The following is a 23,795-nucleotide window of genomic DNA, read 5'->3' as shown; positions in this document are numbered from 1 at the left end:
ATTCGAAGGCCGCATCACCCCAACGGTGATCTAGATTCATGCGCCAGAACTGGATCCACCGATGTTCTGACAGTCCCGGGGCTGTCAAAGTAACGGTGTATTTGGTTGATTTGTAGCTACTTTCGTCCGGCGGACAGGCGTCCGTCGAAGGTGATCTCGAAGGCATGCAGTGCCGCCTTCCAGCGGTTGAACAGCGCTGGCGGGCGGTGCCTTTGGGGTCGAGGCTCATGATGGCCAGGTACACGCAATTCAGGGCCGCTGCCTCAGTCGTTCTGTGGAATCAGGAATGTCAAGTGCGTCCTGGTCGGCCATGGTTGACAGCGACGATTGGCAACGGGTTGGCGGTCAATTGGCGTGGTGTTGTTCCAGCCGGGACGGAACGTCGGCGAGGCGTAGCAGTAGCTGGTCGAGGGCGGCTTCACCGTCTTCGACGGCTGCTTGTTCATCGTCGGTGAGTGGGATGTTGACGAGCATCCGCTGAAGGTTCGATTTCGCTTGCAGAAGTTGGCTTTTGCTGGACTCTTTGGGAATGTAGAAGTCGCAGCGAGCAGGCCATGCGGTGCGGGCATTGCTCGAAGAAGGTGTAGCTGCAGAACCCGTGGCCGAGGTCGTAGTGCTGCCAAGGCTCACCAGCGGCGGCAGCGCCGGAGGTCGCCCCGTCGCGGTCAACGAGGACTTCGATGGTGCGGACGTTGCGGGCGAAGTAGCCAGCGTCATTGTATGCCTTGGCCAGGGTGTTCGGGGTGATTTCGGCGTAGTGCTGGGTCGATTCCGGGCTGCGGTGCCCGAGCCAAGCCTGCAGCTCGAACAGCGTCATCGGTTCCTTGGCGTTGTAGAGCTGTGTCGCGATGGTGGAGCGAGCGCGGTGGCTGGTGATCGGTCCGCGAACGTCGGCGGACGGGATGTCGGCCTTGCGGCAGAGCGCGAGGATGATCGTGTCGTTGATGTAGTTCTTGCTGATCCGCCCGGCCCGGACAGCAAACAGGAAGTGCACCTTCTCACCGGTTTTCCGGTCCAACATCGGTGGTTGCGCGGGGCGCAGGGCCTGCCATGCTTCGATCGCCCGGCCCAACAGCGGGTCGACGGGCTTGGTGAACGCGGTGCCGGTCTTGTGGGTAGGGATATCGATCAGACAGACCGATGAGTCGGTCTGCTGTGGGTCGTCGCCGACGGCGGGCTGATCGTGTTGCCAGCGGATGCAGCCGAGCCGAAGCCGGGCGATTTCGTCGCTGCGCTGGCCGGCGAACAGCCAGGTCAGCGTGACTGCGCGGACCATGGCGCCCGGGTGGGCCCCGGATCCTCCGGGCAGGTCGCCGGGATCGAGGTTGAGGCCGGCCCAGAGAAGTTTGGCCCAGAGGTCATCGGCGATCACCCGCGGGTCGGGTCCTTGCAGTGCCCGGATGCTGCGCGGGGTTTCCAACGGTCGCGCGGGGTCGAACCGACGCGAGATCCAGTCCCAGTCCTGGATATCGCGGAAGAAGGTGCGGACGATGCGGATGTAGGTGCGTTTCATTTTCGCCGACAAAGGTTTTCCGAGCTGTTCGATGCGGCTGTCACGCCAGCTCTCCGATTGGATGTGGTCGCCGACACGCATGCCGTCGACCCAGGCCGAGCAGGTCTGCCGTGTCCAGTCAGCGGGCCCGGTGATATCGGCATGGTCGGCGGCGATGCCGCCCCATGGAACGATTCGAACGCCAGCAGGCAGCGGTCACCGCCACGATGGTCGGCAAGGTGTACAGCAGCATGTAGGCGATGACCTGCCATCCTCCGTACTGCTCGAGTATTTGTCCTCCCGCGCGGAAAGGCTCGGACAGCCAGAAGAGTGCCAATCCGAAGACGACGATCGCGGCATAGATGAAAGGGTTGCGGGTCGAGCCGCGCTCTACTCGTCGGCTCCGTGGTCCAGGTGTCGTCTTCGCTTCCAGTGCCCCAGATGATGACAACACCGAGTATTGCTCCTCTGGCGAGCATCGCGAAGCAATGCGTGACCTGGCGGATCAACGACAGATCGGTCAGATGCGGTGCGATCCAGCTCTGGAAGTGGGGGTCGCGGGTTACGGCGGCGCAGCCCCAAAGGACCAACATGACGGTCAGGCGTCGTTCGAGGAGCGGGTCGCGGATGACCAGCAGCCGCAGACTGCGACGGCGATCAGAATCCCCATCAGCGGCCAGGCCAGCAGGGTCGGCGTAGTCGAGGTCAACGTCTTCCCCGCAACGCTTGGTTCGCTCGGCCCGCGAGCGGCGCCGCGTGGGGCGTTCGGGTAGTGCTCCGATTGCCGTGGCCGTTCTCTCGTCCGTGCCTTCGCATAGGCTCAAGCATCAAAATCGAGCACAGGAGGCACCGTGGCCAAAGGCTATTGGGTCAGCGTCTACCGCACCATCGCGGATTCCGAAAAGTTGGCTGCCTACGACAAATTGGCTGGTCCAGCCGTCAAAGCCGCAGGCGGGCGACTACTCTCCCGGGGCAGCCGGGTAACCGCACACGACGCCGGAATCGCGGAACGGACCATCCTGATCGAGTTCGACACCTTCGAACAAGCGGTCGCCGCACGTGCCAGCGCGCCCTATCAGCAGGCCCTGGCCACACTCGCTGATGGTGTCGAGCGTGACTTCCGCATCATCGAAGGCCTCGGCTGACGACCAAAGCTGTATTTGAAATCTGTCAGAAGACGGTGCGTCGCCTCTCTACTCCTCCGGCACGTCAGGACCGAACCGAAGTACCAACAACCCAACCAACCGCACCATGAGCTCAGCATCCCGCTGATCAGGTGACTGTGCGTCATGCGCATTAGACCGCTGCTTACGCACCGACACAACCTATTTCACGAGATCCTCGAGCGCATTTGCCAGAGGCGTGTCGACACCCGCAAGCCCTCCCTGCTTCTTCGCGGCTTTGAGTTGATCCCCCAGCGAACCGCCCGAATATCCCAACGACTCGAGGAGCATCTCCAGCGCCGTACCCGCGTCTGCGATGGCATCAGCCGGTTTGCCTGCCGACAACTCGGCAACCGCCCTCCCCCATCCTCGCCGATCCCGCCGGCGCGGTCATCGGGGTCTGGCAGGCAGATCAGCACAGCGGCTTCGGACTCGTCGACGAACCGGGAGCCCCCGTCTGGCACGAGACGCTCTCACGCAACTATGCGGCCGTGCTCCCTTTCTATGCGGACGTGTTCGGCTGGTCCTACGAATCCATGGGCGAATCAACCGAATTCCGCTACTCCCAGGCGAAGATCGGCGACCGGATGGTGGCCGGCATCATGGATGCCGACGCGTTCCTTCCCGAGGGCGTGCCGTCGTTCTGGCAGTTCTACCTCGGTGTCGACGATGCGGACGCCGCGGTGGCCCGGGTGACCGAGCTGGGCGGAAGCGTCCAGCGCGAACCGGAGGACAGCCCGTTCGGCAGGCTGGCGTCGGTGGCCGATCCGTTGGGCGCGTCCTTCCAGATCATGGGAATGCGGTCGTAACCGCTACGGCGCGGACGAGTTCGCGTCGCGCGCGTCCCAGATGTCGAGCAGCGACGTGAGGATCTCCTCGGCCATGCCCAGCCCACCAAGGTGACTCTCGCCGCGCATCGTGTGAAACTCGGCATCCGGCAACATCGAGACCATGTGCTCCCCGTGCCGGTGCGGGATGATGTGGTCGCAGTCGCCGTGCCACCAGCGGACCGGAGTCTTCACCTCGTTCACCCGGAACCCCCAGTCCCGCGCGAACAGCACCAGGTCGGCGAAGGGTGCACTGAGCTGCTTGCGGCCACCGTTGAGCAGGTCGTCGAGGAACATCGCCTTGAACTCCGGGCGGGCCAGGAGGCGCCGGTCCCCCTCGGGCGACAGCCGCCCGTACAGGTCGATGATCGGGGAGGCGAACGGCCTGGCCAAGCGAATGACGGAGCTGGCCACCAGCCCGATGGGGATGCCGCCGGCCGCCAACGCCGGCGCTGCCAGCACCGCGAGGTCCATGAGCCCGCTGCGGATGGCGTCCGGCCCCTGCGTGGGCGCGACTCCACCGAGAATGCCGACGGCGACCACGCGGTCGGGCATCGCGTATGCCGCGCCCAGCGTGTAAGGGCCACCGCCCGACAGCCCCACGATGGCCATCTGGTCGATCCCCAGCGTGTCGGCGACGATACCCAGATCCTCGGAGAAGTCGAGCACCGATTCGTATCGGAAGGACGTCGAGGAACCGACACCCGGCCGGTCGATGCCGATCAGCCGCAGATGGTGCTTCTCGGCGAACACCCGGGCCTCGGTCGGCACCTGACGACGCGCGCCCGGCGTGCCGTGCAGCCAGATGACCGCACGACCCTGGGCGGCTCCGAACTCGGCGAAACCGATCCGTCGTCCCTCGCGTACGGCTACTGTGCCCTCCAACTGCGGGCGTGCGATATCGATCATGCGCACAGCTTCCCACGTGACCCCGGTCACGATTTCGACCAGGTCCCGGTCAGCGGTGGGCGGTGGACGTGAACTGGTAGGTCGCCGCGTCGACGATCTGTTCCGGCGACACCTCGATCTCGCCGTTCAACCACGCGGTGATCAACTCCGACAGCCCACCGACGAACAGCAGGGCGGTGATCTCGTCCTGCGGCGACGACCACGCGCGGTCCCCGTAGAGCGCCTTGGACTCTTCTGCAACCATCGACGCGAACGCGCGCAGCAACTGACGGCGTCGTGTGCGCAGCGGTTCGGCACCCGCCGATTCGATGATCGACACCCTCCCCTTCCGCGGATCCTCCGTGAGAATCTCCACGAACGTCGCGATCGCCGCTCGCGCGCGCACTTCGGGATCTCCGGTGACCGTCTGCAGGGTGGCGTGCGCCGCCTCCCGCACCTCCTCGGCGATCCCCTCGATGACCTGTACCAGCAGATCGTCGCGACTGCGGAAGCTCTCGTAGAAATATCGTTCGGTCAGTTTTGCCTCTGCACAGATCGCGGTCATGGTGGCCTTGTCACCGACCGTCCCGAAGAGCTGCAACCCGGCTTCCAGCAGCCGTGCACGGCGATCTGCGGCCCGCTCCTGCGAACTTCTGCCGCGGTACTGCCGCGCCGGCTGAGTCATTCCTCGATGTTGACAGACCGTCCAGTGTGACGCACACTACACACAACTGACAGAGCGTCCTGTCACATCCTCGACGAGGAGAGCCGATGCCCAAGCTTCTTGCTCCCCCACCTCCCGACAGCACCCTGAGTCCCATCGCCGGTAACGCCGGACTTCCCATCATCGGACTGGGACTCGACTACATCCGCGACCCCATGGGACTGCTCGAAAGCCGCTGGGAGCGGTACGGGCCCGTGTCCTGGCTGAGCATGGCGGGCAAGCGGTGGGTCACCGTCATGGGACCGGACGGCTGCCAGACGGTGCTGCAGAACAAGGACCGGGCGTTCGCCAACGGTGACGGCTGGAGCGTGCTCATCGGCCCGTTCTTCCACCGCGGCCTCATGCTTCTCGACGGCGACGAACACCTCGCGCATCGGCGAATACTGCAGCAGGCGTTCACTCGCGAACGGCTGTCCCGCTACACCGAGGCACTGCACCCCGCCGTCGCGGGTGCGTTGGACGGTTGGCACCCGCGGGCAGGCTTCGCCGCATACCCGGCGTTGAAGGAACTGACGCTGGATCTGGCCACGAGCATCTTCATGGGCGGCGCCGAGGGGTCGTCGCACCAGGAGATGGTCGAGGTCAACAGGGCCTTCATCGATTGCGTCCAGGCTGCCACCTCCGTGGTTCGCTTCCCGTTGCCGGGCACTCGCTGGAAGCGTGGAATCGACGGGCGAGCACGCCTCGAGAAGTTCTTCCGCCGATACCTACCCGCCCGCAGGGCCGGCACGGGCGACGACCTGTTCACCACGCTGTGCCACATCGAATCCGAAGACGGACAACGGTTCAGCGACGACGACGTCATCAACCACATGATCTTTCTGCTGATGGCTGCGCACGACACGTCCACGATCACGCTGTCGACGATGATGCAGTATCTGGGTCAGCATCCGGAATGGCAGGAGCGATGCCGTCGGCAGTCGGCGGCGCTGGGAACGTCCACGCCGAGTTACGACCAGCTCGACGAGCTCACCGACCTCGACCTCGTCATGAAGGAGTGCATGCGGCTGGTGCCGCCGGTCCCGGTGGTGTCCCGGCGGGCGGTCAAGGACACGGAGGTGTTGGGTCGTTACATTCCACGGGGCTCGTACGTGTCGGTGGTCGTGCACTTCACCCACCACATGGCCGAATACTGGCCGGATCCGGAGAAGTTCGATCCCGAACGTTTCGCACCCGAGCGACGGGAAGACAAGATTCACCGATACGCCTGGGAGCCGTTCGGCGGGGGTGTGCACAAATGCCTCGGCATGCATTTCGCCGGCGCCGAGATCAAGACGGTCATGCATCACCTGCTCCAGCGTTTCGACTGGCACGTCGATCCCGGATACCGCGCGCCGCTCAACTACACCTCCCTGCCGTACCCCTCCGACGGGCAACCCGTCGACCTTCGTCACCGGTTGTGATCACGACGGGCGCCGTCCATCCCGCATAGTGGACCCATGACCACTACGGCGCCTGCGCTCGACGTGTACTCGCAGCCCACTCTGTCCACCCTGATGCCGTCCGTTCTGGCCTCGCTCGGCGTGGCGGGTGAAGCGAACCCCCTCGAACTGCCGGACAGTCGGCACACCGTTGTGCTGCTTCTCGACGGGTTGGGCTGGAACGCACTGAATCAGCATCGAGACCACGCGCCATTTCTGTGCAGCCTCCCGGGCCGGCCGATTCGAGCCGGGTTTCCCACCACGACGGCAACCAGCATTGCTTCCCTCGGCACCGGATTACCGTCGGGCAGTCACGGCATCACCGGGTACCAGTCATACGTCCGTGAGGTTTCCGGCACGCTGAATTGGTTGTCGTGGCGGGCGGGGCGCCGAGGCGACGAACTCGCACGCCTCGTCCCCGAGGTCGCCCTGCCGACACCCACTGTGTTCGAACGCGCTGCGGCAGACGGAATTCGGTGCGCCAACGTGCTACCGGCAAAATTCGACGGGTCCGGTCTCACCCGAGCGGTGCTGCGCGGTGGAACCTTCACCGGCATACATGCGTACGGTGATCTGATCGCGCAGGTGATCACCGCCTCCCGTACCGGCGACCGCACCCTCACCTACTGCTATCTCAGCGAAATCGACACCCTCGGACACGTGTACGGTCCGGGATCGGAGTCGTGGACTCAGCAAGTGGCCATCGTCGACGCACTCGTCGAAAATCTCGCCCGCGCCCTCGCGACCGTACCCGGAAACCCCACTCTGTACATCACCGCCGATCACGGCATGGTCACCGTGGACGACGTCGACAAGCTGGACTTCGATGCGGATTCGAGGTTGTCGGACGGCGTCATCGCACTCGCCGGCGAGCCCCGGTGCCGGCACGTGCACACCCGGACCGGAGCCGCCGGCGACGTGGCAGCCCGGTGGCGGCAAGCACTCGGCCCTCGTATGTGGATCGGCACGAGAGACGAGGCGATCACTGCCGGGCTGTTCGGCCCCGCCGTTCGATCCGACATCACCGGGCGTATCGGTGACGTCGTGGCGATCGCACTGGACGGTGTCGCGGTGGTGCGGCGGAAGAAGGAGTCGCGGTTGTCCGCCCTTCCCGGTCAACACGGCGCACTCACCGACGACGAGTTGCTGATTCCCCTGCTGCACACCGCCGGTTAGTCCCGGGTCGGCCACCGGCACTGCGGGCCACTCCTGATAGAAATAGCGAACGCTGTTGAATCCAGGAGACATTCATGCCCCGCACTGCGGTACCGAATCATCGCACCATCATCTCGACCGTCAGAAGCAGGTGGCCCTGGATCCTCGCCGCCATCGCCGTCATCGTGCTTGCAGCGATGCTGGCCCCGCAGTCCGACGACACCCTCGCCGCTGGCACCGGACCGCCCATCCTGCCGGAAGCCACTGACGCACAGCAGATACAAACGGCGTTCGCACAGTTGGCAACCCTCGAAGTCAAGGGCCGCGCCCCCAAGACCGGATACGACCGGGAACTCTTCGGCAGCAGCTGGACCGACAACGTCTCCGTCGAACTCGGCCGCAACGGCTGCGACACCCGCAACGACATCCTGCGACGCGACCTCGTCGACATCACCTCTCGGGATCGCACCCGAAACTGCGTCGTGCAGTCCGGGACGCTGCGAGACCTATACACCGGCAGTGTCATTGCCTTCACCCGTGGCCCGAAGACGTCGGACGCGGTGCAGATCGACCACGTGGTCGCGCTGTCCGACGCGTGGCAGAAGGGCGCCCAGCTCCTCGACGCCCAGACACGGGCCGACCTCGCGAACGATCCGCGCAATCTCCAGGCGGTGGACGGTCCCACGAACCAACGCAAGAGCGATGCGGACGCCTCCACCTGGCTGCCGCCACTGAAGAACTACCGATGCACCTATGTCGCCCGGCAGGTGGAAGTGAAAGCGGCATACCGCCTCTGGGTCACCCCAGCCGAGCGCGACGCCATGGCCGGTGTGCTCACCGAGTGCGGCGCGCGGTGACTACTGCCCCGGTGCGGTGAGCCGGTTCTCCGAGCCCGAGTCGGACACCGGAGCGGCGGCACCGGTCTCCCAGTCCACCGAGTTGTTCGACCCGGTCAGCTCCAGACTGTCCATCTCCTGTGCGCGCACGAAGTTGTCGTTGCCACTCACCGTCGTCACACCCGAGTCGTCCACGGTGATCGAGTTACCGCTGCCGGCGACCGAGATCCGGCCGGCCTGCTTACCCACCACTGTCACACCGTTGCCCTGCACCTCGATGGCCTCCACCGTCTCGATGTTCGCACTGTTGGTGCGCCCGGCGACGGTGAGAGTGCCGGTGCGGCCGCCGATCACGTTGGTGTCCTGGCCACGGATCAGCACGGCGTCCGAGCTGCCGATGTCGACCGACACGCCGTTGGCCTCGATCGTGACCGTGCCGCATTCCCCGTCGAGCACGATGCCCGCCCCGTCCCGGTTGACGACGACATCCCGGCCGGCACAGTCACCACCGGCGTTCAGCTCGACAGCCGAATCTCCGGACGACGACGCGGCGCGGTCGTCCGACGCCACGTTTCCGCACCCGGTGAGGCACGCGGCGCCGACCGTCAGGAAGACGGAAGCGGTCAGAACGGGCACGCGGATGCCGCCGCCCTGCCGTGTCACGTTCATCGATCCCTGCCTTCTCGTCCCGGACCCCTGCTTTCTCTTCGCGACAGAGGGTGTCACGCCCGCAGTACAAGCGGGCAGTGACCTCGCCCGAAACCTCGGGGCCACGAGCACACCGCGGCCCCGAGGTCGGGTAGGGGATCAGCTCTTCGGGAGGGCCGGCATCGTCACGACCTGGGCGGCATACGACAGCCCGGCCCCGAACGCGAGAAGCAGGGCAGTGTCGCCCGGCTTCGTGTCGCCGGACTTCAGCATGGCCTCCATGGCCAGGGGTACCGAGGCAGCCGACGTGTTGCCGCTCTCGGCGATGTCGTCGGAGACGGGAACACTCTCCGGCAGCTTCATGCTCCGAGCGATGACCTCGGTGATCCGCGAATTGGCCTGGTGCGGGACGAATGCATCGAGGTCGTCCACGGTCATGCCGGCCTTCTCGACCGCACGCAGTGCCACCTTGCCCATCTCGAAGGCGGCCCAGCGGAATACCGCGGTTCCGGCCATCTTGATGTACGGGCGAGTGGCGCCCGGCGTCGTGATGTATTCGTACCAATCCAGGTCCTGCACGATGGCGTCGGCCTGCGAGCCGTCCGACCCCCACTCCACCGGTCCGATACCGGCGACGTCACTCTTGCCGACCACGACGGCGCCCGCGCCGTCGCCGAAGATGAATCGGGTCGAGCGGTCGGTGGGGTCGGTGGTGATGCTCATCTTCTCTACACCCACCACCAGGGCGTAGTCGATGGAACCGCCGCGGACCATGTCCGACGCCACGGCCAGGGCGGTGCAGAATCCCGCGCAACCGCCCCCGAGGTCGAAAGCGCCCGGGCCGTTGGTGCCCAGCGCGTCGGCGACCACCGCGGCGGCGGGCGGTGTCAGCAGGAGGTACGTCGACGTGGCGACGATGACACACCCGATCTGCTCGGGAGCGATACCGCTCGCCGCGATCGCCTCGCGGCCCGCGGCGATCGACATCGTGACCACGTTCTCGTCCTCCGCGGCGAAGCGGCGATTGCGGATGCCGGAGCGGGACTGGATCCACTCGTCATTCGAGTCGATCAGCTCACAGATCTCGTCATTGGTGACGACCCGTTCCGGCCGGTACACGCCGAGCCCGAGAAGGGCGGACTGCCGACCTCCGGTCAGGGTGGCAATCTGCTTTCCCATCGATCGATCTCCTCATCAGGTCCCGCGTCGTCTCCGCGCGGTGTGGACTTGCTCGTTCCACACGTTACGTCGGCACCGCCCCAGCGGGTAGCACCGGTTACTGTTACTCGTCGGTAACCTCGAGCCGTCGTGTCCGGACAGAAACGAACGCGCTACTCGAAGCGACACTTCGGCGGGACCCGACTTGCTAGACTTCCCTCGATTTCCAGCAGTTGATCACCGGTAGGGGGAAGGGTCCCACGGACCCGGGGAAGCCGCCTGCTGCTAGAGATGGAGTACCACTTCGTGAAGCGCACCACAGCCCTTGCCGCAGCGTCCATCGCCAGCGTCGCCGCGTCGTTGATCGCCTTCGCCGTACCGGCCGCGGCAAACCCGAACGTCGTCAACCCCATTCCAGGGCTCAACGGCACCAACGGTATCCCGCATCTCACCGGCCGCACCCAAGCCGTCGCCCAGCAGACCGGCCTACTCAGCCCGAACCGCACCCAGGACGCCAACGTCCTCGGCACAGACCTCGGCATCATGTGGGACAACGGCCAGGGGCAGGTCCTCACCGCGTTCGGTGACTCCGCCGGGCTCGGACTGCCCAACCTGCTGTCGGGCAGCATCTGGGCGTGGCGCAGCAGCACCCTGTTCCGCAGTTCCGACGGCATCCTTTCCGACGGCATGAACTTCGACAGTTCCCCGCGCGACATCTTCGGGCAGTCCAAGGAACTCGTTCCCAGCCCCAAGATCCCGTTCGTCGAGATCAGCCGCATCCCCACCGCAGGTGTCGCCGTGGGCAACACCCAGGTGATGAGCATGATGTCGGTGAAGAACTGGGGTCCCGCGGGAACGTGGGACACCAACTATTCCGGTCTCGCCTACTCGCACGACAACGGCGAGAACTGGACCGTCGCACCCGAAACCCAGCGCCCGAACGTCGGAGGCAACGCCAACTTCCAGATGAGCGCGTTCGTCAAGGGTGGTGGCTTCGTCTACCAGTACGGAACGCCGGCAGGCCGCGGCGGACTCGTCCACGTCGCGCGCGTCCCCGAGGCCCAGATCATGGATCTCGGCGCCTACGAGTACTTCGACGGCGGCAAGTGGATCAAGGGGAACCCGGACGTCGCCAAGCCGATCGTCGCCGGAGGCGTCGGTGAGTTGTCCGTTGCCTACAACGAATACCTCGGACAGTTCCTCATGCTGACCACCGACCACAACAACTCCGTCGTGATGCGCCGCTCCCCCTCGATCACCGGACCATGGAGCGGACCCGAGACCCTCGTCGACGCCCGGGAACTCCCCAGCGCGTACGGCGCGTACATCCACCCGTGGTCGTCCGGACCCGACCTCTACTTCCTCACCACGGTGCACAGCAACTACAACGTGCTGTTGATGCGCACCACCTTGACTCCCTGAGTCCCGAGTCGCTCCACGTTTTCCTCCATGGCCCCGACGCGCACTAGCGTCGGGGCCATGGACGCATCTGACTGGGACGAGCGGTATTCACACAGCGAACTGGTGTGGGGTGCGCCACCCAACGCCGTGGTGGTCGAACAGGTCACCGCACTCAACCGGGGTCGGGCGCTCGACCTGGCCTGTGGGGAGGGCCGCAACGCGCTGTGGCTCGCCACCCGCGGGTGGGAAGTGACGGGGCTCGACTACTCCGCTGTCGCGATCGACAAGGCCCGGCGAGTGGCGGCCGACGCACCTCGCTCGGTGCGCGAACGGCTCGACTACCGCGTTGCCGACGTCACCGAATCCGACTTCGACACCGAGTACGACCTCGTCCTCGTCATCTACCTCCATCTGCCGCCTGCGGAGCGTCGCAAGGTTGTGAACCGCGCCATATCCGCGTTGAAACCTGATGGAATCCTCATGATTCTGGGGCATGACGCCGTTAACTTGGCGCAAGGAGTCGGGGGGCCGCAGGATCCCGAAATACTGTTCACCCCAGAGGATTTGACGACCGAGCTGAATGGGCGCGTCGACATCGATCTTGCAGAACGGCGCTTCCGCGAGACGGATGCAGGAACCGCGATCGACGCACTCGTCGTGGCACACCGCCCGAGTCTTGGCAGTCGGGATATTGGGGCGTAATATCGGCGATGTTACCGACGAGTAATAACTTGGGCGGTACTTACTGATAGACCGCACCATCTCACTGGGAGAGACAGAAGACATGGGCCATTACAAGAGCAACGTCCGCGACCTGGAGTTCAACCTCTTCGAGGTCCTCGGTCTCGAGCAGCCGCTGAGCGAAGGCGTGTGGGGCGATCTCGACGCCGACACCGTCCGCAACATGCTCAGCGAAGTTGCCCGCCTCGCCGAGGGACCGCTGGGTGAGGCGTTTGCCGACGCCGACCGCAACCCTCCGGTCTTCGATCCCGAAACCCACACCGTCACGCTGCCGGAGTCCTTCAAGAAATCCTTCCGCGCACTGTGGGACGCCGAGTGGTTCCGCATGGGCATCTCCGAAGAGATCGGCGGCGTTCCCGTCCCCCGCTCCGTGGTCTGGGCCATCGGAGAGCTGATCCTCGGCTCGCAGCCGGCCGCGCACATGTACCAGGCCGGACCCGCGTTCGCGGACGTGCTGTTCCACAACGGCACCGAAGAGCAGAAGAAGTGGGCCGCCACCATCGTCGAGCGCGGCTGGGGTGCCACCATGGTCCTCACCGAGCCCGACGCCGGATCCGACGTGGGCGCGGGCCGCACCAAGGCGATCAAGCAGGACGACGGCTCCTGGCACATCGAAGGCGTCAAGCGGTTCATCACCTCCGCAGACTCCGACGACCTCTTCGAGAACATCTTCCACCTCGTTCTCGCCCGCCCCGAGGGCGCGGGACCGGGCACCAAGGGCCTGTCCCTGTTCTTCGTCCCGAAGACGCATTTCAACTTCGAAACCAACGAGTTCGGTGAACGCAACGGCGTCTTCGTCACCAACGTCGAGCACAAGATGGGCCTCAAGGTCTCCGCCACGTGTGAGGTCACCTTCGGCGGCCACGGCGTCCCGGCCCAGGGCTGGCTCGTCGGCGAGGTCCACAACGGCATCGCGCAGATGTTCGACGTCATCGAGCACGCCCGCATGATGGTGGGCACCAAGGCAATTGCCACACTGTCGACCGGGTACCTCAACGCGCTCGACTACGCCAAGGAACGCGTCCAGGGCGCCGACCTCACGCAGATGACGGACAAGACCGCCCCGCGCGTCACCATCACGCATCACCCCGACGTCCGGCGCGCCCTCGCCATGCAGAAGGCGTACTCGGAGGGCCTGCGCGCCGTGTACCTCTACACCGCCGCACACCAGGACGAGGCCACCGCCAAGCTCGTCTCCGGTGCCGACAAGGACCTCGCGTTCCGCGTCAACGACCTGCTGCTGCCCATCGTCAAGGGTGTCGGCTCCGAACGGGCGTACCAGTACCTGACCGAAAGCCTGCAGACCTTCGGTGGCTCCGGCTTCCTGCAGGACTACCCCATCGAGCAGTACATCCGCGACGCCAAGATCGACTCGCTGTACGAGGGCACCACCGCCATCCAGGCCCAGGACTTCTTCTTCCGAAAGATCGCTCGCGACCGCGGCGTGGCACTCGCCCACGTCTCCGGCGAGATCAAGAAGTTCATCGACAGCGAGGCAGGCAACGGTCGACTCAAGGCGGAGCGCGCCCTGCTCGCCACCGCGCTCGACGACGTCCAGACCATGGCCGCCACCCTCACCGGCTACCTCATGGGCGCCCAGGAGCAGCCGTCCGAGCTGTACAAGGTCGGACTCGGTTCCGTGCGTTTCCTCCTCGCCGTCGGTGACCTGATGATCGGCTGGCAGCTGCTGCGTCACTCGGAGATCGCGATCAAGGCGCTCGACGAAGGTGCGTCCGACAAGGACAAGGCGTTCTACGAGGGCAAGGTCGCCATCGCGTCCTTCTTCGCCAAGAACGTCCTCCCCGAACTCACCGCTATCCGCGGCATCATCGCGAACATCGACAACGACATCATGGAGCTCGACGAAGCCGCGTTCTGATCGGCTGTGCACGGCCCGGCGGCTGGGGAATTCCCCGGCCGCCGGGCCTTTTTTCTGCCCCGCTGCCGGTTCCCGCACTACTTCTCCGTCGACGCACTACTTCTGGGTTCCGACAGGTAGTGCGCGGACCGAGAAGTAGTGCGGGAGTTGTCCACAAGCCTCAGTTCATCCACAGCCGGGTCCTTCGGACCGGATTCTTCAGGCGGCTCCGGCGAGAATCGTTCCCATGGAACACGACCCGGAGGCGATGCTCCGGCGCCGAGAGGCACTGGGCCGCGGCTACAGCGACGACGAGATCCGACGCCTGTACACACGCGGTGAGTGGCAACGCATCGGCCGCGGCGCGTACGTCTCGGCGTCGAAGTACGCGGAACTCGAGGACCGAGAACGTCATCGCCTCCTGATCGATTCGACCGTTTACGCACTGTCGGACGACGCGGTACTGAGCCATCAATCCGCGGCCGTTGTCTACGGACTACCACTGTGGAGAACCGCCCTCGACCGCGTCCACGTCACCAGGAGCCGACGTGGAGGAGGCCGGATCAAACGGCGGGCCACGGTGCACTGCGCCCCCGTCGGAGGGCAGGTCGCGGTAGTGGAGGGGCACTCGCTGACGCTCCCGGCCCGGACCGTGGTGGACCTCGCGCGGACTCTGCCCTTCGAGCAAGCCGTCATCGTGGGCGACGCGGCCGTCCGCAGATTCGGTATCAGCAGTGAGGACCTGGAGGCCGAACTTGCCCGCGCTGCGCGCCGTCACGGCGTCGACGCGGCGCGGAGGGTGGTCCGATTCGTGAGCGGACACAGCGAAAGTGTCGGTGAATCGCGAAGCCGGGTGATGTTGTCGAGTGCCGGACTCCCCGCCCCGTCCCAGCAAGGCGAGGTCTTCGAACCCGGCGGACGCCGAATTGGACGCGTGGACTTCCACTTCGACGGGGTTGTGTTGGGGGAATTCGACGGGCGCGTCAAGTACGGACGGCTGTTGAAACCCGGGCAGTTGCCCGGCGACGCGGTCTTCGCCGAAAAACAACGAGAGGACGCACTGCGTGATCTCGGTTTCCAGGTGGTGCGGTGGACCTGGGACGACCTCGGATCACCGGAGCAGGTCGCGCAGCGAGTCCGCCGCGCGATGTTGCGTGCCGAGCCGCCACGAGGCTGGATCAGGCAAGCATCGCTCCCGCCCGCGCATGTGCTCACTGTGCGAGCGCTGTAGGCGCTACTCGCCGTCGTCCGGGTCGGGCCTGGGGGTCGGGGACGGGGCGGTGGTGGACGGAGAGGTGGGGGCAGCCGCGGGGGTGCGATCGTCGGGCTTGGGGGCGGGGACAGGTTCGGGTGCTTCGCACTTCACGATCGGCACGGGGTCGTAGCGCACGGTCCGGGTGTTGCGGGAGATTTCCCGGCCGGTGGCGCGGTCGGTGATCACGCGGGTGTCGCTGGCGGTGAAACCCGGCGCGCCGCTCGACGGGATGCAGTGATCCCCGGCGGGCAAGGTGACCGTATCGGGAGTCGTGGGTCTGGTGCGATTGCCGGTGATCGAGTCGACGTCGACGGTCTTGGTGCCCCAGAACCTGATCGTCAGTTCGGAACTGCCGCCGATCGCCTGGATCATGACCCCGGTCTTCGCGGTGTTGCGGAACTGGAGATCGATGGCCCCTTCGAAGACCGTGGCCTCCCGCGCCTCCGGATAGCGTGAAATGTAGTAGGAGTGCTCGGTGTGCGCCACGTCTTCCATGCCGGCGAAGTAGGCCGCGTTGTAGAGCGTCGTCGCCACCTGACTGACACCGCCGCCGACGGCCGTATCCGGGCGGCCGTTGTTGATGATCCCCGACTCCACGTAACCCTGAGCGGCTCCACGCGGACCGGTGTGTCCGTTGAGGGAGAACGTGTCGCCGGGCTTGATCAGCGCACCGTTGATTTCGCTGGCCGCCAGCCTGATGTTGGTACCCGAAGCCGCGGAGAAGCCGCCGGTGGTGAATTCGCTGATCACCTCGTTGACGCCGAGGGCTTGCGCCGCCTCGGTGGTCAGGGCCGGCGGGACCGGGCCGTACACGGCCGGGGTGGTGTGCGAACCGGGAGTCGCGAGGAGCTGCGGCAATGTCTCCAACGTCTTGGGCCACTGGATCAGGTCACCGACGACTGCGGGAACGACGCGGGGCGATCCCCCGTCGAGCGTGATCGTGGCGTCCTTGGGCGCGATCTCCGTCGAGACGAGCTGCGGTGCGAGTATTCCTATCGCAGCGTCGACGTTGTACTCGGGCGTCAAGCCACCGTTCCCGTCCGGGCGGAATCCGAGCACGGCGCCGATCTGCTGCCGCGGAAGGGTGGCGACCGAGCCGTTGCGGCCCGGGACGACCAGGTCAGCGGAGGCGGCCGGCACCGCGATCTCGTCGAGCGCCCTCTGGACGCCCTCTTTGGTCACGGTTACCGGCACCGCGTCGACGGGCAACTCCACCGGGCCGCCGAACGCCCACTTCTCCACGATTGCCGCCTCGGCGCCCTCGCCGTTCAGGTTCTGGCCCGCGGACGGATCGACGGGAACAGGTGTGGGCCCCTCGAACACCACCGTTCCCTCGCGGGAAGCTCGGTCGGTGCGCGACCGCAGGTTGTCGACAGCAGCCGCCAACGCGGACTCGTCGCGCGTCGACACGACACCGATCTCGTCGGAGGTGAAGAACGATGCCACTCGGGTGAACGGATTGAGTGGCTGGGCATCGGCCCGGTCGAGCGTGGCCTGCCAGTCGACATCGAGTCCCGCCTGGGCAGGCACGAGCTCGGCGAATACGTCGCCGGCCTTCACCGACACCGGCTGATTCACGCGCGGCCCGACCTGCGCTTGCAGGACAGCTTCGGCGTCGGCTCGGGATGAACCGCCCACGTCGACCCCGGCCACCGTCACTCCGCGCGGCAGTTTCCCGGACGACATCGCGAGGTCGGCGGCGTAGGCGATGCCGATGATCGCGAAGACACCACCGATGACCGCGGCGATCTTTCCCCACCGGGGCCCCTTCGGACCACCCGCGTCGACGGGCGGAGCTGAGGGGGGTGGCACGTCGCCGGTCGGTTCTCCGCCCGCCGGAGGCGCCGCTTGGGGTGGTGGCGGAGGTGCGGGCGCGAGAACTGTGGGTTCGTCGTCTGCCGGAACTGCCGTGTACGCCTGTGTCGGTCCGCTCGCGGCGTCCGGTGTGATCACCGGGATCACCTGGGTCTCGTCCTCGTTGGGCGCAGGTTCCACCCACAGCGGTTCGGGGCGTGATGCCAGATCGCCGAGGTCCAGTCGAGTGGTGGGCGCGTCGTCGTCAGCGCTCGGCGGTGTGGGCTGAGGGTCGGGCGATACCGGGTTCTCGGGAGCAGCATCAGGCGTCGACCGTTGGGGTGCTGCGCTCCCTGCTTCGCGGTCTTCGTCGTTCACCGTGGCCCTCTCACCGAGTATCTTCGTTGCCGGCTTCAGCTTGCCGTCGGCGCTCGGTGCATTTCAAGCGGCGTCCGATTTCAGCGATCTCCGGTCCGGACCCCCCACGACAGACTACCGGCCGCCGAAAATGCAGGAGCCCCGCGCTGCTGCCAGGTCGGGGGTCAGGCAGCAACACGGGGCTGATGGGAGTATCGCCAGCTAATCTCCAGCGTTACACCTGCGGAGAAATATTTCGGGGATTCAACCACCCCTCGTCGCCGGATCCCCTCGCTGGACGCGCGCGAACTGGCCTTTCCGATCCGACAGCTACCGGAAAGGCCAGTCGAATCACGCCTCTATGATTGCCGTCACACCCTGCCCGCCGGCGGCGCAGATCGAGATCAATCCGCGGGCCGAACCGTTGGTGCCGGCCTTCTCGTGAAGCATCTTCGCCAGCGACGCCACGATGCGCCCTCCCGTCGCCGCGAACGGGTGACCGGCCGCCAGCGACGACCCGTTGACGTTCAGCTTGCTGCGGTCGATCGAGCCGAGGGCGCCATCGAGCCCCAGACGTTCCTTGCAGTACTCATCCGACTCGAACGCCTGCAGCGTCGCGAGAACGACGGACGCGAAGGCTTCGTGGATCTCGTAGTAGTCGAAGTCCTGCAGGGTGAGGCCGTTGCGGGCCAGCAGCCGCGGGATGGCATAGGTGGGGGCCATGAGCAGGCCGTCCTTGCCGTGGATGTAGTCGACGGACGCGGTTTCGGAGTCGACGAGGTGGGCCAGGACGGGCAACTTGCGCTCGGCCGCCCACTCCTCGCTCGACAGCAGGACCGCGGACGCTCCATCGGTGAGCGGCGTGGAGTTTCCGGCGGTCATCGTCGCATCGCCCGCCTTCACCCCGAACACCGGCTTCAGCGTGGACAGCTTCTCGACGGTGGACCCCGGACGCAGGTTGTCGTCGCGGGTGAGGCCCAGGAACGGGGTCACCAGATCGTCGAAGAATCCGCGGTCGTAGGCGGCGGCCATGTTCTTGTGGCTCGCGGCGGCCAGCTCGTCCTGGTCCTCGCGTCGAACGCCGAACTCCTTGGCAGTGATCGCCGCATGCTCGCCCATGGACAGGCCGGTGCGGGGTTCACCGTTGCGGGGGATCTCGATACCCAGCATCGACGGCCGCACGTTGGCGAGCAGCTTGATGCGATCGCCCGTGCTCTTTGCCCGGTTCAGCGACAGCAGGAACTCGCGAAGGTCGTCGTTGACGCCGATCGGTGCGTCGGACGTGGTGTCGACACCGCCACCGATACCGGCGTCGATGCGCCCCGCCGCGATCGCGTCACCGACGGCGACGATCGACTGGAGGCCGGTACCGCACGCCTGCTGCAGGTCGAAGGCGGGCGTGTACGGGCTGAGCGCGCTGCCGAGCACACATTCCCGCATCAGGTTGAAGTCGCGGCTGTGCTTGAGAACCGCACCACCCGCGACGAGTCCGAGCTTCTCACCCTGCAGATGGAAACGACTTACCAAGCCGTCGAGGGTCGCGGTGAACATGTCCTGGTTGGACGCCTGTGCGTACGCCTTGTCCGAGCGTGCGAACGGGATGCGATTGCCGCCGACGATGGCGACGGGACGCTGCTGCTTCCCGCCTGGCTTCGGCGTCGCGTCGGAGTTCGAATTGGTGCGAGCTTTGCTGGTCACTGACGTCTCCAAGGATCTGGTGCGATTACCTGTTGGCTACTATTCTTACTCAGGAGTAAGTTACTTGTCGACACCGCACTTCTTTCGGTGCTCGGTGACTGACCGCCAAACGACGAGAAGAAGGTAGGACCGTGGCAGCCAGCAAGGGAGCTCCCGACATCTATTCCCAGTTTCTGTCCTCCGCGCCAGGGGCGTTCATCGCCGCGAAAGCAGGCCTCCCGCGGCCGGAGAACCTGCGGCGTTACAAGCACGGCGAGCCGCCGCTCGCCGGACCGGTTCTGATCGGGGGCAAGGGCCGTCTGGTGGAGCCGCTTCGCGCGTTGCTCTCCGATTACCCGGCCGCCTCCGCCGCCGACGACAACTTCGGCGCCCTGGTGTTCGACGCCACCGGCATCGGCCAGGTCACCGAACTCGAGCAGCTGTTCGAGTTCTTTCAGCCGGTCATCCGGAACCTCGCGCCGTCCGCTCGCGTCGTCGTCCTCGGAACCACTCCCGAAGAGACCTCCGACGTCGACGAGCACGTCGCCCAGCGCGCGCTCGAAGGCTTCACCCGCAGCGTCGGCAAAGAGGTGAAGCGAGGCGCCACCGCGCAACTCGTCTACGTCTCCCCGAAAGCGTCACCTGGACTCTCCGGCGTGGAGTCGACGCTCCGGTTCCTGCTTTCCGCCAAGTCCGCGTTCGTCAGCGGTCAGGTCATCCGCGTCGGCGCCGAGGATTCCACCGCCCCCGCGGACTGGGACAAGCCGCTCGAGGGCAAGGTCGCCATCGTGACCGGTGCGGCGCGCGGCATCGGTGCCACCATCGCCGAGGTGCTGTCCCGCGACGGTGCGCATGTCATCTGCGCCGACATCCCGGCGGCCGGCGACGCCCTGTCCGAGACGGCCAACAAGGTCGGCGGCACGTCCCTCGCCCTGGATGTGACTGCCCCTGACGCGGCCGACAAGCTCGCCGAGCATGTCCTCGAACGCCACGGCGGCGCAGACATCATCGTCCACAACGCCGGTATCACCCGGGACAAGACGCTCGCCAACATGGACGAGGGCCGGTGGAACATGGTGATGGGTGTCAATCTCCTTGCACCGCAGAAGATCACCGAGTCGCTGGTCGCCAAGGGTGCACTGAAGGAAGGCGGCCGGGTGATCGACGTGTCCTCCATCGCCGGCATCGCCGGTAACCGTGGCCAGACCAACTACGGGACGTCCAAGGCCGGCGTCATCGGGCTCGTCGAAGCGTCGGCACCCGTTCTGGCGGAGAAGAACATCACCATCAACGCCGTCGCTCCGGGCTTCATCGAGACCGCCATGACCGCGGCCATCCCCTTCGCCACCCGCGAGGCCGGACGCCGCATGAGCTCGCTGCTGCAGGGCGGTCAGACCGTCGACGTCGCTGAGACGGTCGCATACTTCGCCAATCCCGCGTCCAACGCCGTCACCGGACAGGTCGTCCGTGTCTGCGGCCAGAGCTTGCTGGGCGCCTGATGGCGGGCAAAGTGGTCGAACTTCCCGGAATGCCGGGCACTCTCGACATCTACGCCCGCGCCGTGCGCAGCGCGCTTCCGGTCGTCGGGGCGAGCGGTGACAGTGCCCCGGACACCACACTGACGCTCAGCGGCGTCAAGGTGGATCCCGACAACCTCGCGGCGTACGACAGGGTCACCGGCCTGCGTTTCGGCGACACCCTGCCGTTGACCTACCCGTTCACACTGGTGTTCCCGATCGTCATGAAGCTGATGGTTTCGGACGGATTCCCGTTCCCCGCCATCGGTTCCGTCCACGCCGAGAACGTCATCGAACAGTTTCGTCCCATCTCGGTGAGTGAGCCGCTGGACGTGTCGGTGCACGCCGAGAATCTCCGCGAGCATCGCAAGGGTCTGCTGATCGACGTGGTCAGCGAGATCCGGGTGGGACGCGAACTGGTGTGGCGGCAGACGTCGAGTTTCCTGCGGCAGCAGAAGACGTCGCTGTCCGGCCAGCCGGGTCCCGAACCGAAACCGGAAGAGGTGCCGCCGCCGCCCCTTCGCACGTTGCGGGTCGACCAGAAGACGATCAGCAAGTACGCCGGGGTGTCGGGCGATCGCAACCCGATTCACGTGTCGACGTTGGGCGCCAAGGCCTTCGGCTTCCCGAAGACCATCGCGCACGGCATGTGGAGTGCGGCCGCCGTGCTCGGCTCCGTGGAGGGCCGGATTCCCGAGGCCGTCACCTACAGCGTGCGCTTCGGCAAGCCCATCCTGTTGCCGGCCACACTGAACGTCTACGCCGACCATGCGGGTGAAGGCTGGGAGTTGTCGCTCAAGCACCCGAAGAAGGGGTATCCACACCTCACGGCGACGCTGCGGTAGCTCATGCCGGGGCGAATGTACCTTTCGACACGACCAAGGCGTCGAAAGGTACATTCACTCCGGCTTCTTCTTGCCGGCGAGACCCCGCCACGCCAGCGACTCCAGCAGGTCGGCCGCCGCGTGCACCTCGACCTCGCCGCCGGCCACCCGGTCGGCGACTGCCTCACCGGCACCGACCAGGGCGATAGCGATGAGTTCGAAGTCCTGGCCCGGATCCGGGTCCTTGGTGCTGGACTGCAGCAGGTGCGCGGTCAATTCGATCAACCGGTCGCGGCTCGACTGCACCGATCCCACGAACGCTTGCTGACCCATCGCCTGCCGGTACAGCACCATCCACGACTTGCGGTGCGCTCCGACGAAGCCGAGAAAGCCCTCGAGCGCCCGGCGCAGTTGCTCACGCGGACTGAGTCCGGGATCTCCGGCCGGCGCGAGCGCCTCGACGAAACGCAGACCCTCACGCTGGATGCATGCGGCGAACAACTCGTCCTTGGAACCGTAATACAGGTAGAGCATCGGCTTGGAGATTGCCGCCTTGGCGGCGATCGCGTCCATCGAGGTCTCGTGAAAGCCCCTGTCGGAGAAGACGTCGACGGCCGCATCCAGCATCTGCTGCTCGCGCACTGCGCGAGGCAATCGCTTGGTGCCGCCGGCCATTCGTCCTCCAATATTCGTCGAACCCGCCATCTTACTCTACGGTAAGAAAACGGGCCCCACCTGGCGAACGAACTTCTACGCAGCCACGTATCAGGGCACACTGTACTGGCCGCTCACCCGGGACACTCCGGGAGGGCCGGGTTCGAGCCGACCTACGCAGGCCGACCCGAAGCCTGTGGGCACCCACTAGCAGGGCAAGGCACCCTTCGCGCGCGCCACGGTCAGCACCGCGTCGTCGACCCGTTGCTGCGGCAACTTACCCGAGGCCACAACGCTTTCGAGGTGGTCGAGCACGCGCGGGACGTCGTCGGTGGTGAGCCAGAGGGCGATGTCGACGCCGGACGCCAGTGACGTCTCGACTGCCTCGGTGATGTCGTAGCGGTCGGTGATCGCCTGCATACCGCTGAGGTCGTCGGTGAAAATCGGACCCGTGAACGGAGGGGCGCCGTAGCCGGTTCCCCCGCGCAGTAGGGCTACGGCGTCGGGACTGATGCTGGCCGGAATGCCGGGGGCGGTCAGTCCGGGCACCTCGAGGTGGCCCAGCATGACACCGACGCCCGTGGTGACGAGGTCGCGATACGGAACCAGATCGTAGGTCTGCAGCTGCTCGAGCGGCGGAGTGGTGACTGCTCCGGTGTGCGAGTCGCCCGAGGCCGACCCGTGACCGGGGAAATGCTTGATCACCGGCAGAATTCCGGCGTCGCGCATGCCGCGGGCGTACGCGTCGGCGTACCGGGTGACGACCGCCGGATCGTCGGAATAGGAGCGGTCACCGATCACACTGTCGTCGGGCTGGGAGCTCACATCGACGTCGGGCGCGAAGTTGACGGTCACTCCGAGATCCTTCAGCCCGCGCCCTCGCTCCAGAGCCATCCGATAGGTCTCTTCCTCGGTCATGGTGGCTGCGGTCTGCCGCGCGGAGGGGTCCGGTCCGAGCAGGTCCTCGACGCGCGACACGCGCCCGCCCTCCTCGTCGATGGTCACCATCAGTGGAAGCGCGGAAGCCGACGCCACCTGCGGAACCTCCCGGCCGGCGAGCATGGCCTCATCGGTCCAGCTGCCGATGAAGATGCCACCCACCTGCTCGTTCCGCACCACCTGAGCGGCGTCGGCGGTCCCCGTCACGCCGACGTTCAACAACTGAGCCAGCTTGCGCCGCAACGGCAGAGACTGCAGGAAGTTCGTTTCGCACGACACCGGAGCGGCAGTGGGCACATCGGTATGCGAGGCCGGCTCCGCCGTGGTCGGGGACGACGGTGTCGAGGACGGTGCCGTGGAGGACGACGGCGCGGCAGTGTCGCCGCCCGAGGAGCACCCGGCGACCAGGCCGGTACAGGCGACGAGCGCGAGGGCATACTTGATCCGCATGCCCCCGACGGTAGCC

General features: G+C 66.1%; 23 protein-coding genes and 1 pseudogene. 12 read left to right on the top strand and 12 right to left on the bottom strand.

Translation table 11 applies throughout. The features are described 5' to 3' along the window. Window positions 1-345: 345 nt before the first annotated feature. The 3 genes from R4P95_RS30535 to R4P95_RS30525 all read right to left on the bottom strand — a co-directional run bounded on the left by R4P95_RS30535 (window position 346) and on the right by R4P95_RS30525 (window position 1,946). Entirely contained in the window at window positions 346-474 is a 129-nt protein-coding gene (locus R4P95_RS30535; protein ID WP_283254064.1) for a hypothetical protein, read from the bottom strand. Then, a complete protein-coding gene (locus R4P95_RS30530; protein WP_317840521.1) occupies window positions 443-1,372 on the bottom strand; it encodes a tyrosine-type recombinase/integrase in 930 nt (309 codons plus the stop codon). Before R4P95_RS30530 ends, R4P95_RS30535 begins: the two co-directional genes overlap by 32 nt. A gap of 259 nt (window positions 1,373-1,631) precedes the next feature. Continuing rightward, window positions 1,632-1,946, bottom strand: coding sequence for a hypothetical protein (locus R4P95_RS30525; protein ID WP_317747552.1), 315 nt, complete (start codon window positions 1,944-1,946; stop codon window positions 1,632-1,634). 34 nt (window positions 1,947-1,980) lie between these two features. Here R4P95_RS30525 and R4P95_RS30520 point away from each other — a divergent pair, with 34 nt between their 5' ends. Together R4P95_RS30520 and R4P95_RS30515 are read left to right on the top strand one after the other, a co-directional pair. Further along, complete coding sequence (locus R4P95_RS30520; protein ID WP_213576380.1) at window positions 1,981-2,265, top strand: hypothetical protein; 285 nt, start codon at window positions 1,981-1,983, stop codon at window positions 2,263-2,265. Window positions 2,266-2,343: 78 nt separating this feature from the next. Then, window positions 2,344-2,637 carry a DUF1330 domain-containing protein gene (locus tag R4P95_RS30515; protein WP_317747553.1) on the top strand — a complete coding sequence of 98 codons (294 nt, stop codon included), beginning with the start codon at window positions 2,344-2,346 and terminating at the stop codon, window positions 2,635-2,637. 180 nt (window positions 2,638-2,817) lie between these two features. Here R4P95_RS30515 and R4P95_RS30510 read toward each other — a convergent pair whose 3' ends face one another. Beyond that, window positions 2,818-3,000, bottom strand: a complete 183-nt coding sequence (locus tag R4P95_RS30510; protein WP_317747554.1) for a hypothetical protein — start codon at window positions 2,998-3,000, stop codon at window positions 2,818-2,820. A 20-nt stretch (window positions 3,001-3,020) separates the two neighbouring features. On the opposite strand from R4P95_RS30510, the pseudogene R4P95_RS30505 reads away from it, so the two are divergent. Next, window positions 3,021-3,464, top strand: a pseudogene (locus R4P95_RS30505) (VOC family protein); the annotation flags it as partial. A gap of 3 nt (window positions 3,465-3,467) precedes the next feature. Here the strand turns inward: R4P95_RS30505 and R4P95_RS30500 are convergent. Both R4P95_RS30500 and R4P95_RS30495 read right to left on the bottom strand, forming a co-directional pair. Beyond that, a complete protein-coding gene (locus R4P95_RS30500; RefSeq protein ID WP_213576377.1) occupies window positions 3,468-4,391 on the bottom strand; it encodes an alpha/beta fold hydrolase in 924 nt (307 codons plus the stop codon). A 49-nt stretch (window positions 4,392-4,440) separates the two neighbouring features. Then, window positions 4,441-5,055: a TetR/AcrR family transcriptional regulator gene (locus R4P95_RS30495; RefSeq protein WP_213576376.1), complete on the bottom strand. Its 615-nt coding sequence runs from the start codon at window positions 5,053-5,055 to the stop codon at window positions 4,441-4,443. A gap of 86 nt (window positions 5,056-5,141) precedes the next feature. Here R4P95_RS30495 and R4P95_RS30490 point away from each other — a divergent pair, with 86 nt between their 5' ends. The 3 genes from R4P95_RS30490 (at window position 5,142) to R4P95_RS30480 (ending at window position 8,527) form a co-directional block, all read left to right on the top strand. After that, window positions 5,142-6,497 carry a cytochrome P450 gene (locus R4P95_RS30490; protein WP_213576375.1) on the top strand — a complete coding sequence of 452 codons (1,356 nt, stop codon included), beginning with the start codon at window positions 5,142-5,144 and terminating at the stop codon, window positions 6,495-6,497. A 36-nt stretch (window positions 6,498-6,533) separates the two neighbouring features. Further along, on the top strand, window positions 6,534-7,691 hold the full coding sequence (locus tag R4P95_RS30485) for an alkaline phosphatase family protein (protein WP_317747555.1): 1,158 nt from the start codon (window positions 6,534-6,536) through the stop codon (window positions 7,689-7,691). A 74-nt stretch (window positions 7,692-7,765) separates the two neighbouring features. Continuing rightward, the gene (locus tag R4P95_RS30480; RefSeq protein WP_213576373.1) at window positions 7,766-8,527 is read left to right on the top strand and encodes an HNH endonuclease family protein; all 762 of its coding nucleotides are present in this window, start codon (window positions 7,766-7,768) and stop codon (window positions 8,525-8,527) included. Here R4P95_RS30480 and R4P95_RS30475 read toward each other — a convergent pair whose 3' ends face one another. Both R4P95_RS30475 and R4P95_RS30470 read right to left on the bottom strand, forming a co-directional pair. Then, window positions 8,528-9,175, bottom strand: a complete 648-nt coding sequence (locus tag R4P95_RS30475; protein WP_213576372.1) for a DUF3060 domain-containing protein — start codon at window positions 9,173-9,175, stop codon at window positions 8,528-8,530. 138 nt (window positions 9,176-9,313) lie between these two features. Further along, window positions 9,314-10,333: a beta-ketoacyl-ACP synthase III gene (locus R4P95_RS30470; protein ID WP_109333248.1), complete on the bottom strand. Its 1,020-nt coding sequence runs from the start codon at window positions 10,331-10,333 to the stop codon at window positions 9,314-9,316. 285 nt (window positions 10,334-10,618) lie between these two features. Between R4P95_RS30470 and R4P95_RS30465 the strand changes: the two genes are divergently transcribed. The 4 genes from R4P95_RS30465 to R4P95_RS30450 all read left to right on the top strand — a co-directional run bounded on the left by R4P95_RS30465 (window position 10,619) and on the right by R4P95_RS30450 (window position 15,543). Next, window positions 10,619-11,734, top strand: a complete 1,116-nt coding sequence (locus R4P95_RS30465) for a DUF4185 domain-containing protein (protein ID WP_213576371.1) — start codon at window positions 10,619-10,621, stop codon at window positions 11,732-11,734. 57 nt (window positions 11,735-11,791) lie between these two features. Then, complete coding sequence (locus R4P95_RS30460) at window positions 11,792-12,415, top strand: class I SAM-dependent methyltransferase (protein WP_317747556.1); 624 nt, start codon at window positions 11,792-11,794, stop codon at window positions 12,413-12,415. An 82-nt stretch (window positions 12,416-12,497) separates the two neighbouring features. After that, window positions 12,498-14,333 (top strand): acyl-CoA dehydrogenase, encoded by a 1,836-nt coding sequence (locus tag R4P95_RS30455; RefSeq protein ID WP_159924157.1) that lies wholly within the window; start codon window positions 12,498-12,500, stop codon window positions 14,331-14,333. A gap of 226 nt (window positions 14,334-14,559) precedes the next feature. Beyond that, window positions 14,560-15,543 (top strand): hypothetical protein, encoded by a 984-nt coding sequence (locus R4P95_RS30450; RefSeq protein WP_317747557.1) that lies wholly within the window; start codon window positions 14,560-14,562, stop codon window positions 15,541-15,543. A gap of 3 nt (window positions 15,544-15,546) precedes the next feature. Here the strand turns inward: R4P95_RS30450 and R4P95_RS30445 are convergent, their stop codons facing one another. Both R4P95_RS30445 and R4P95_RS30440 read right to left on the bottom strand, forming a co-directional pair. Beyond that, window positions 15,547-17,739, bottom strand: coding sequence for a VanW family protein (locus R4P95_RS30445; RefSeq protein ID WP_317747558.1), 2,193 nt, complete (start codon window positions 17,737-17,739; stop codon window positions 15,547-15,549). Between the two features lie 330 nt (window positions 17,740-18,069). Next, a complete protein-coding gene (locus R4P95_RS30440) occupies window positions 18,070-19,416 on the bottom strand; it encodes an acetyl-CoA C-acetyltransferase (RefSeq protein WP_213576367.1) in 1,347 nt (448 codons plus the stop codon). 131 nt (window positions 19,417-19,547) lie between these two features. On the opposite strand from R4P95_RS30440, the gene R4P95_RS30435 reads away from it, so the two are divergent. Both R4P95_RS30435 and R4P95_RS30430 read left to right on the top strand, forming a co-directional pair. Continuing rightward, entirely contained in the window at window positions 19,548-20,894 is a 1,347-nt protein-coding gene (locus tag R4P95_RS30435) for a 3-oxoacyl-ACP reductase (protein WP_317747559.1), read from the top strand. Further along, window positions 20,894-21,757, top strand: a complete 864-nt coding sequence (locus tag R4P95_RS30430; protein WP_213576365.1) for a MaoC/PaaZ C-terminal domain-containing protein — start codon at window positions 20,894-20,896, stop codon at window positions 21,755-21,757. Before R4P95_RS30435 ends, R4P95_RS30430 begins: the two co-directional genes overlap by 1 nt. 54 nt (window positions 21,758-21,811) lie before the next feature. On the opposite strand, the gene R4P95_RS30425 is transcribed toward R4P95_RS30430, so the two are convergent. Then, window positions 21,812-22,411 carry a TetR/AcrR family transcriptional regulator gene (locus R4P95_RS30425; protein WP_213577680.1) on the bottom strand — a complete coding sequence of 200 codons (600 nt, stop codon included), beginning with the start codon at window positions 22,409-22,411 and terminating at the stop codon, window positions 21,812-21,814. A 186-nt stretch (window positions 22,412-22,597) separates the two neighbouring features. Then, window positions 22,598-23,779 (bottom strand): glycoside hydrolase family 3 N-terminal domain-containing protein, encoded by a 1,182-nt coding sequence (locus R4P95_RS30420; protein ID WP_213576364.1) that lies wholly within the window; start codon window positions 23,777-23,779, stop codon window positions 22,598-22,600. Window positions 23,780-23,795 lie beyond the last annotated feature (16 nt).

It is taken from the genome of Rhodococcus sp. IEGM 27 (assembly GCF_033142305.1).
GTDB lineage: Bacteria > Actinomycetota > Actinomycetes > Mycobacteriales > Mycobacteriaceae > Rhodococcus_F > Rhodococcus_F oxybenzonivorans.
The sequence above is the reverse complement of the archived record's forward strand: the minus strand, read 5'-3'. Positions and strand labels throughout refer to the sequence as shown.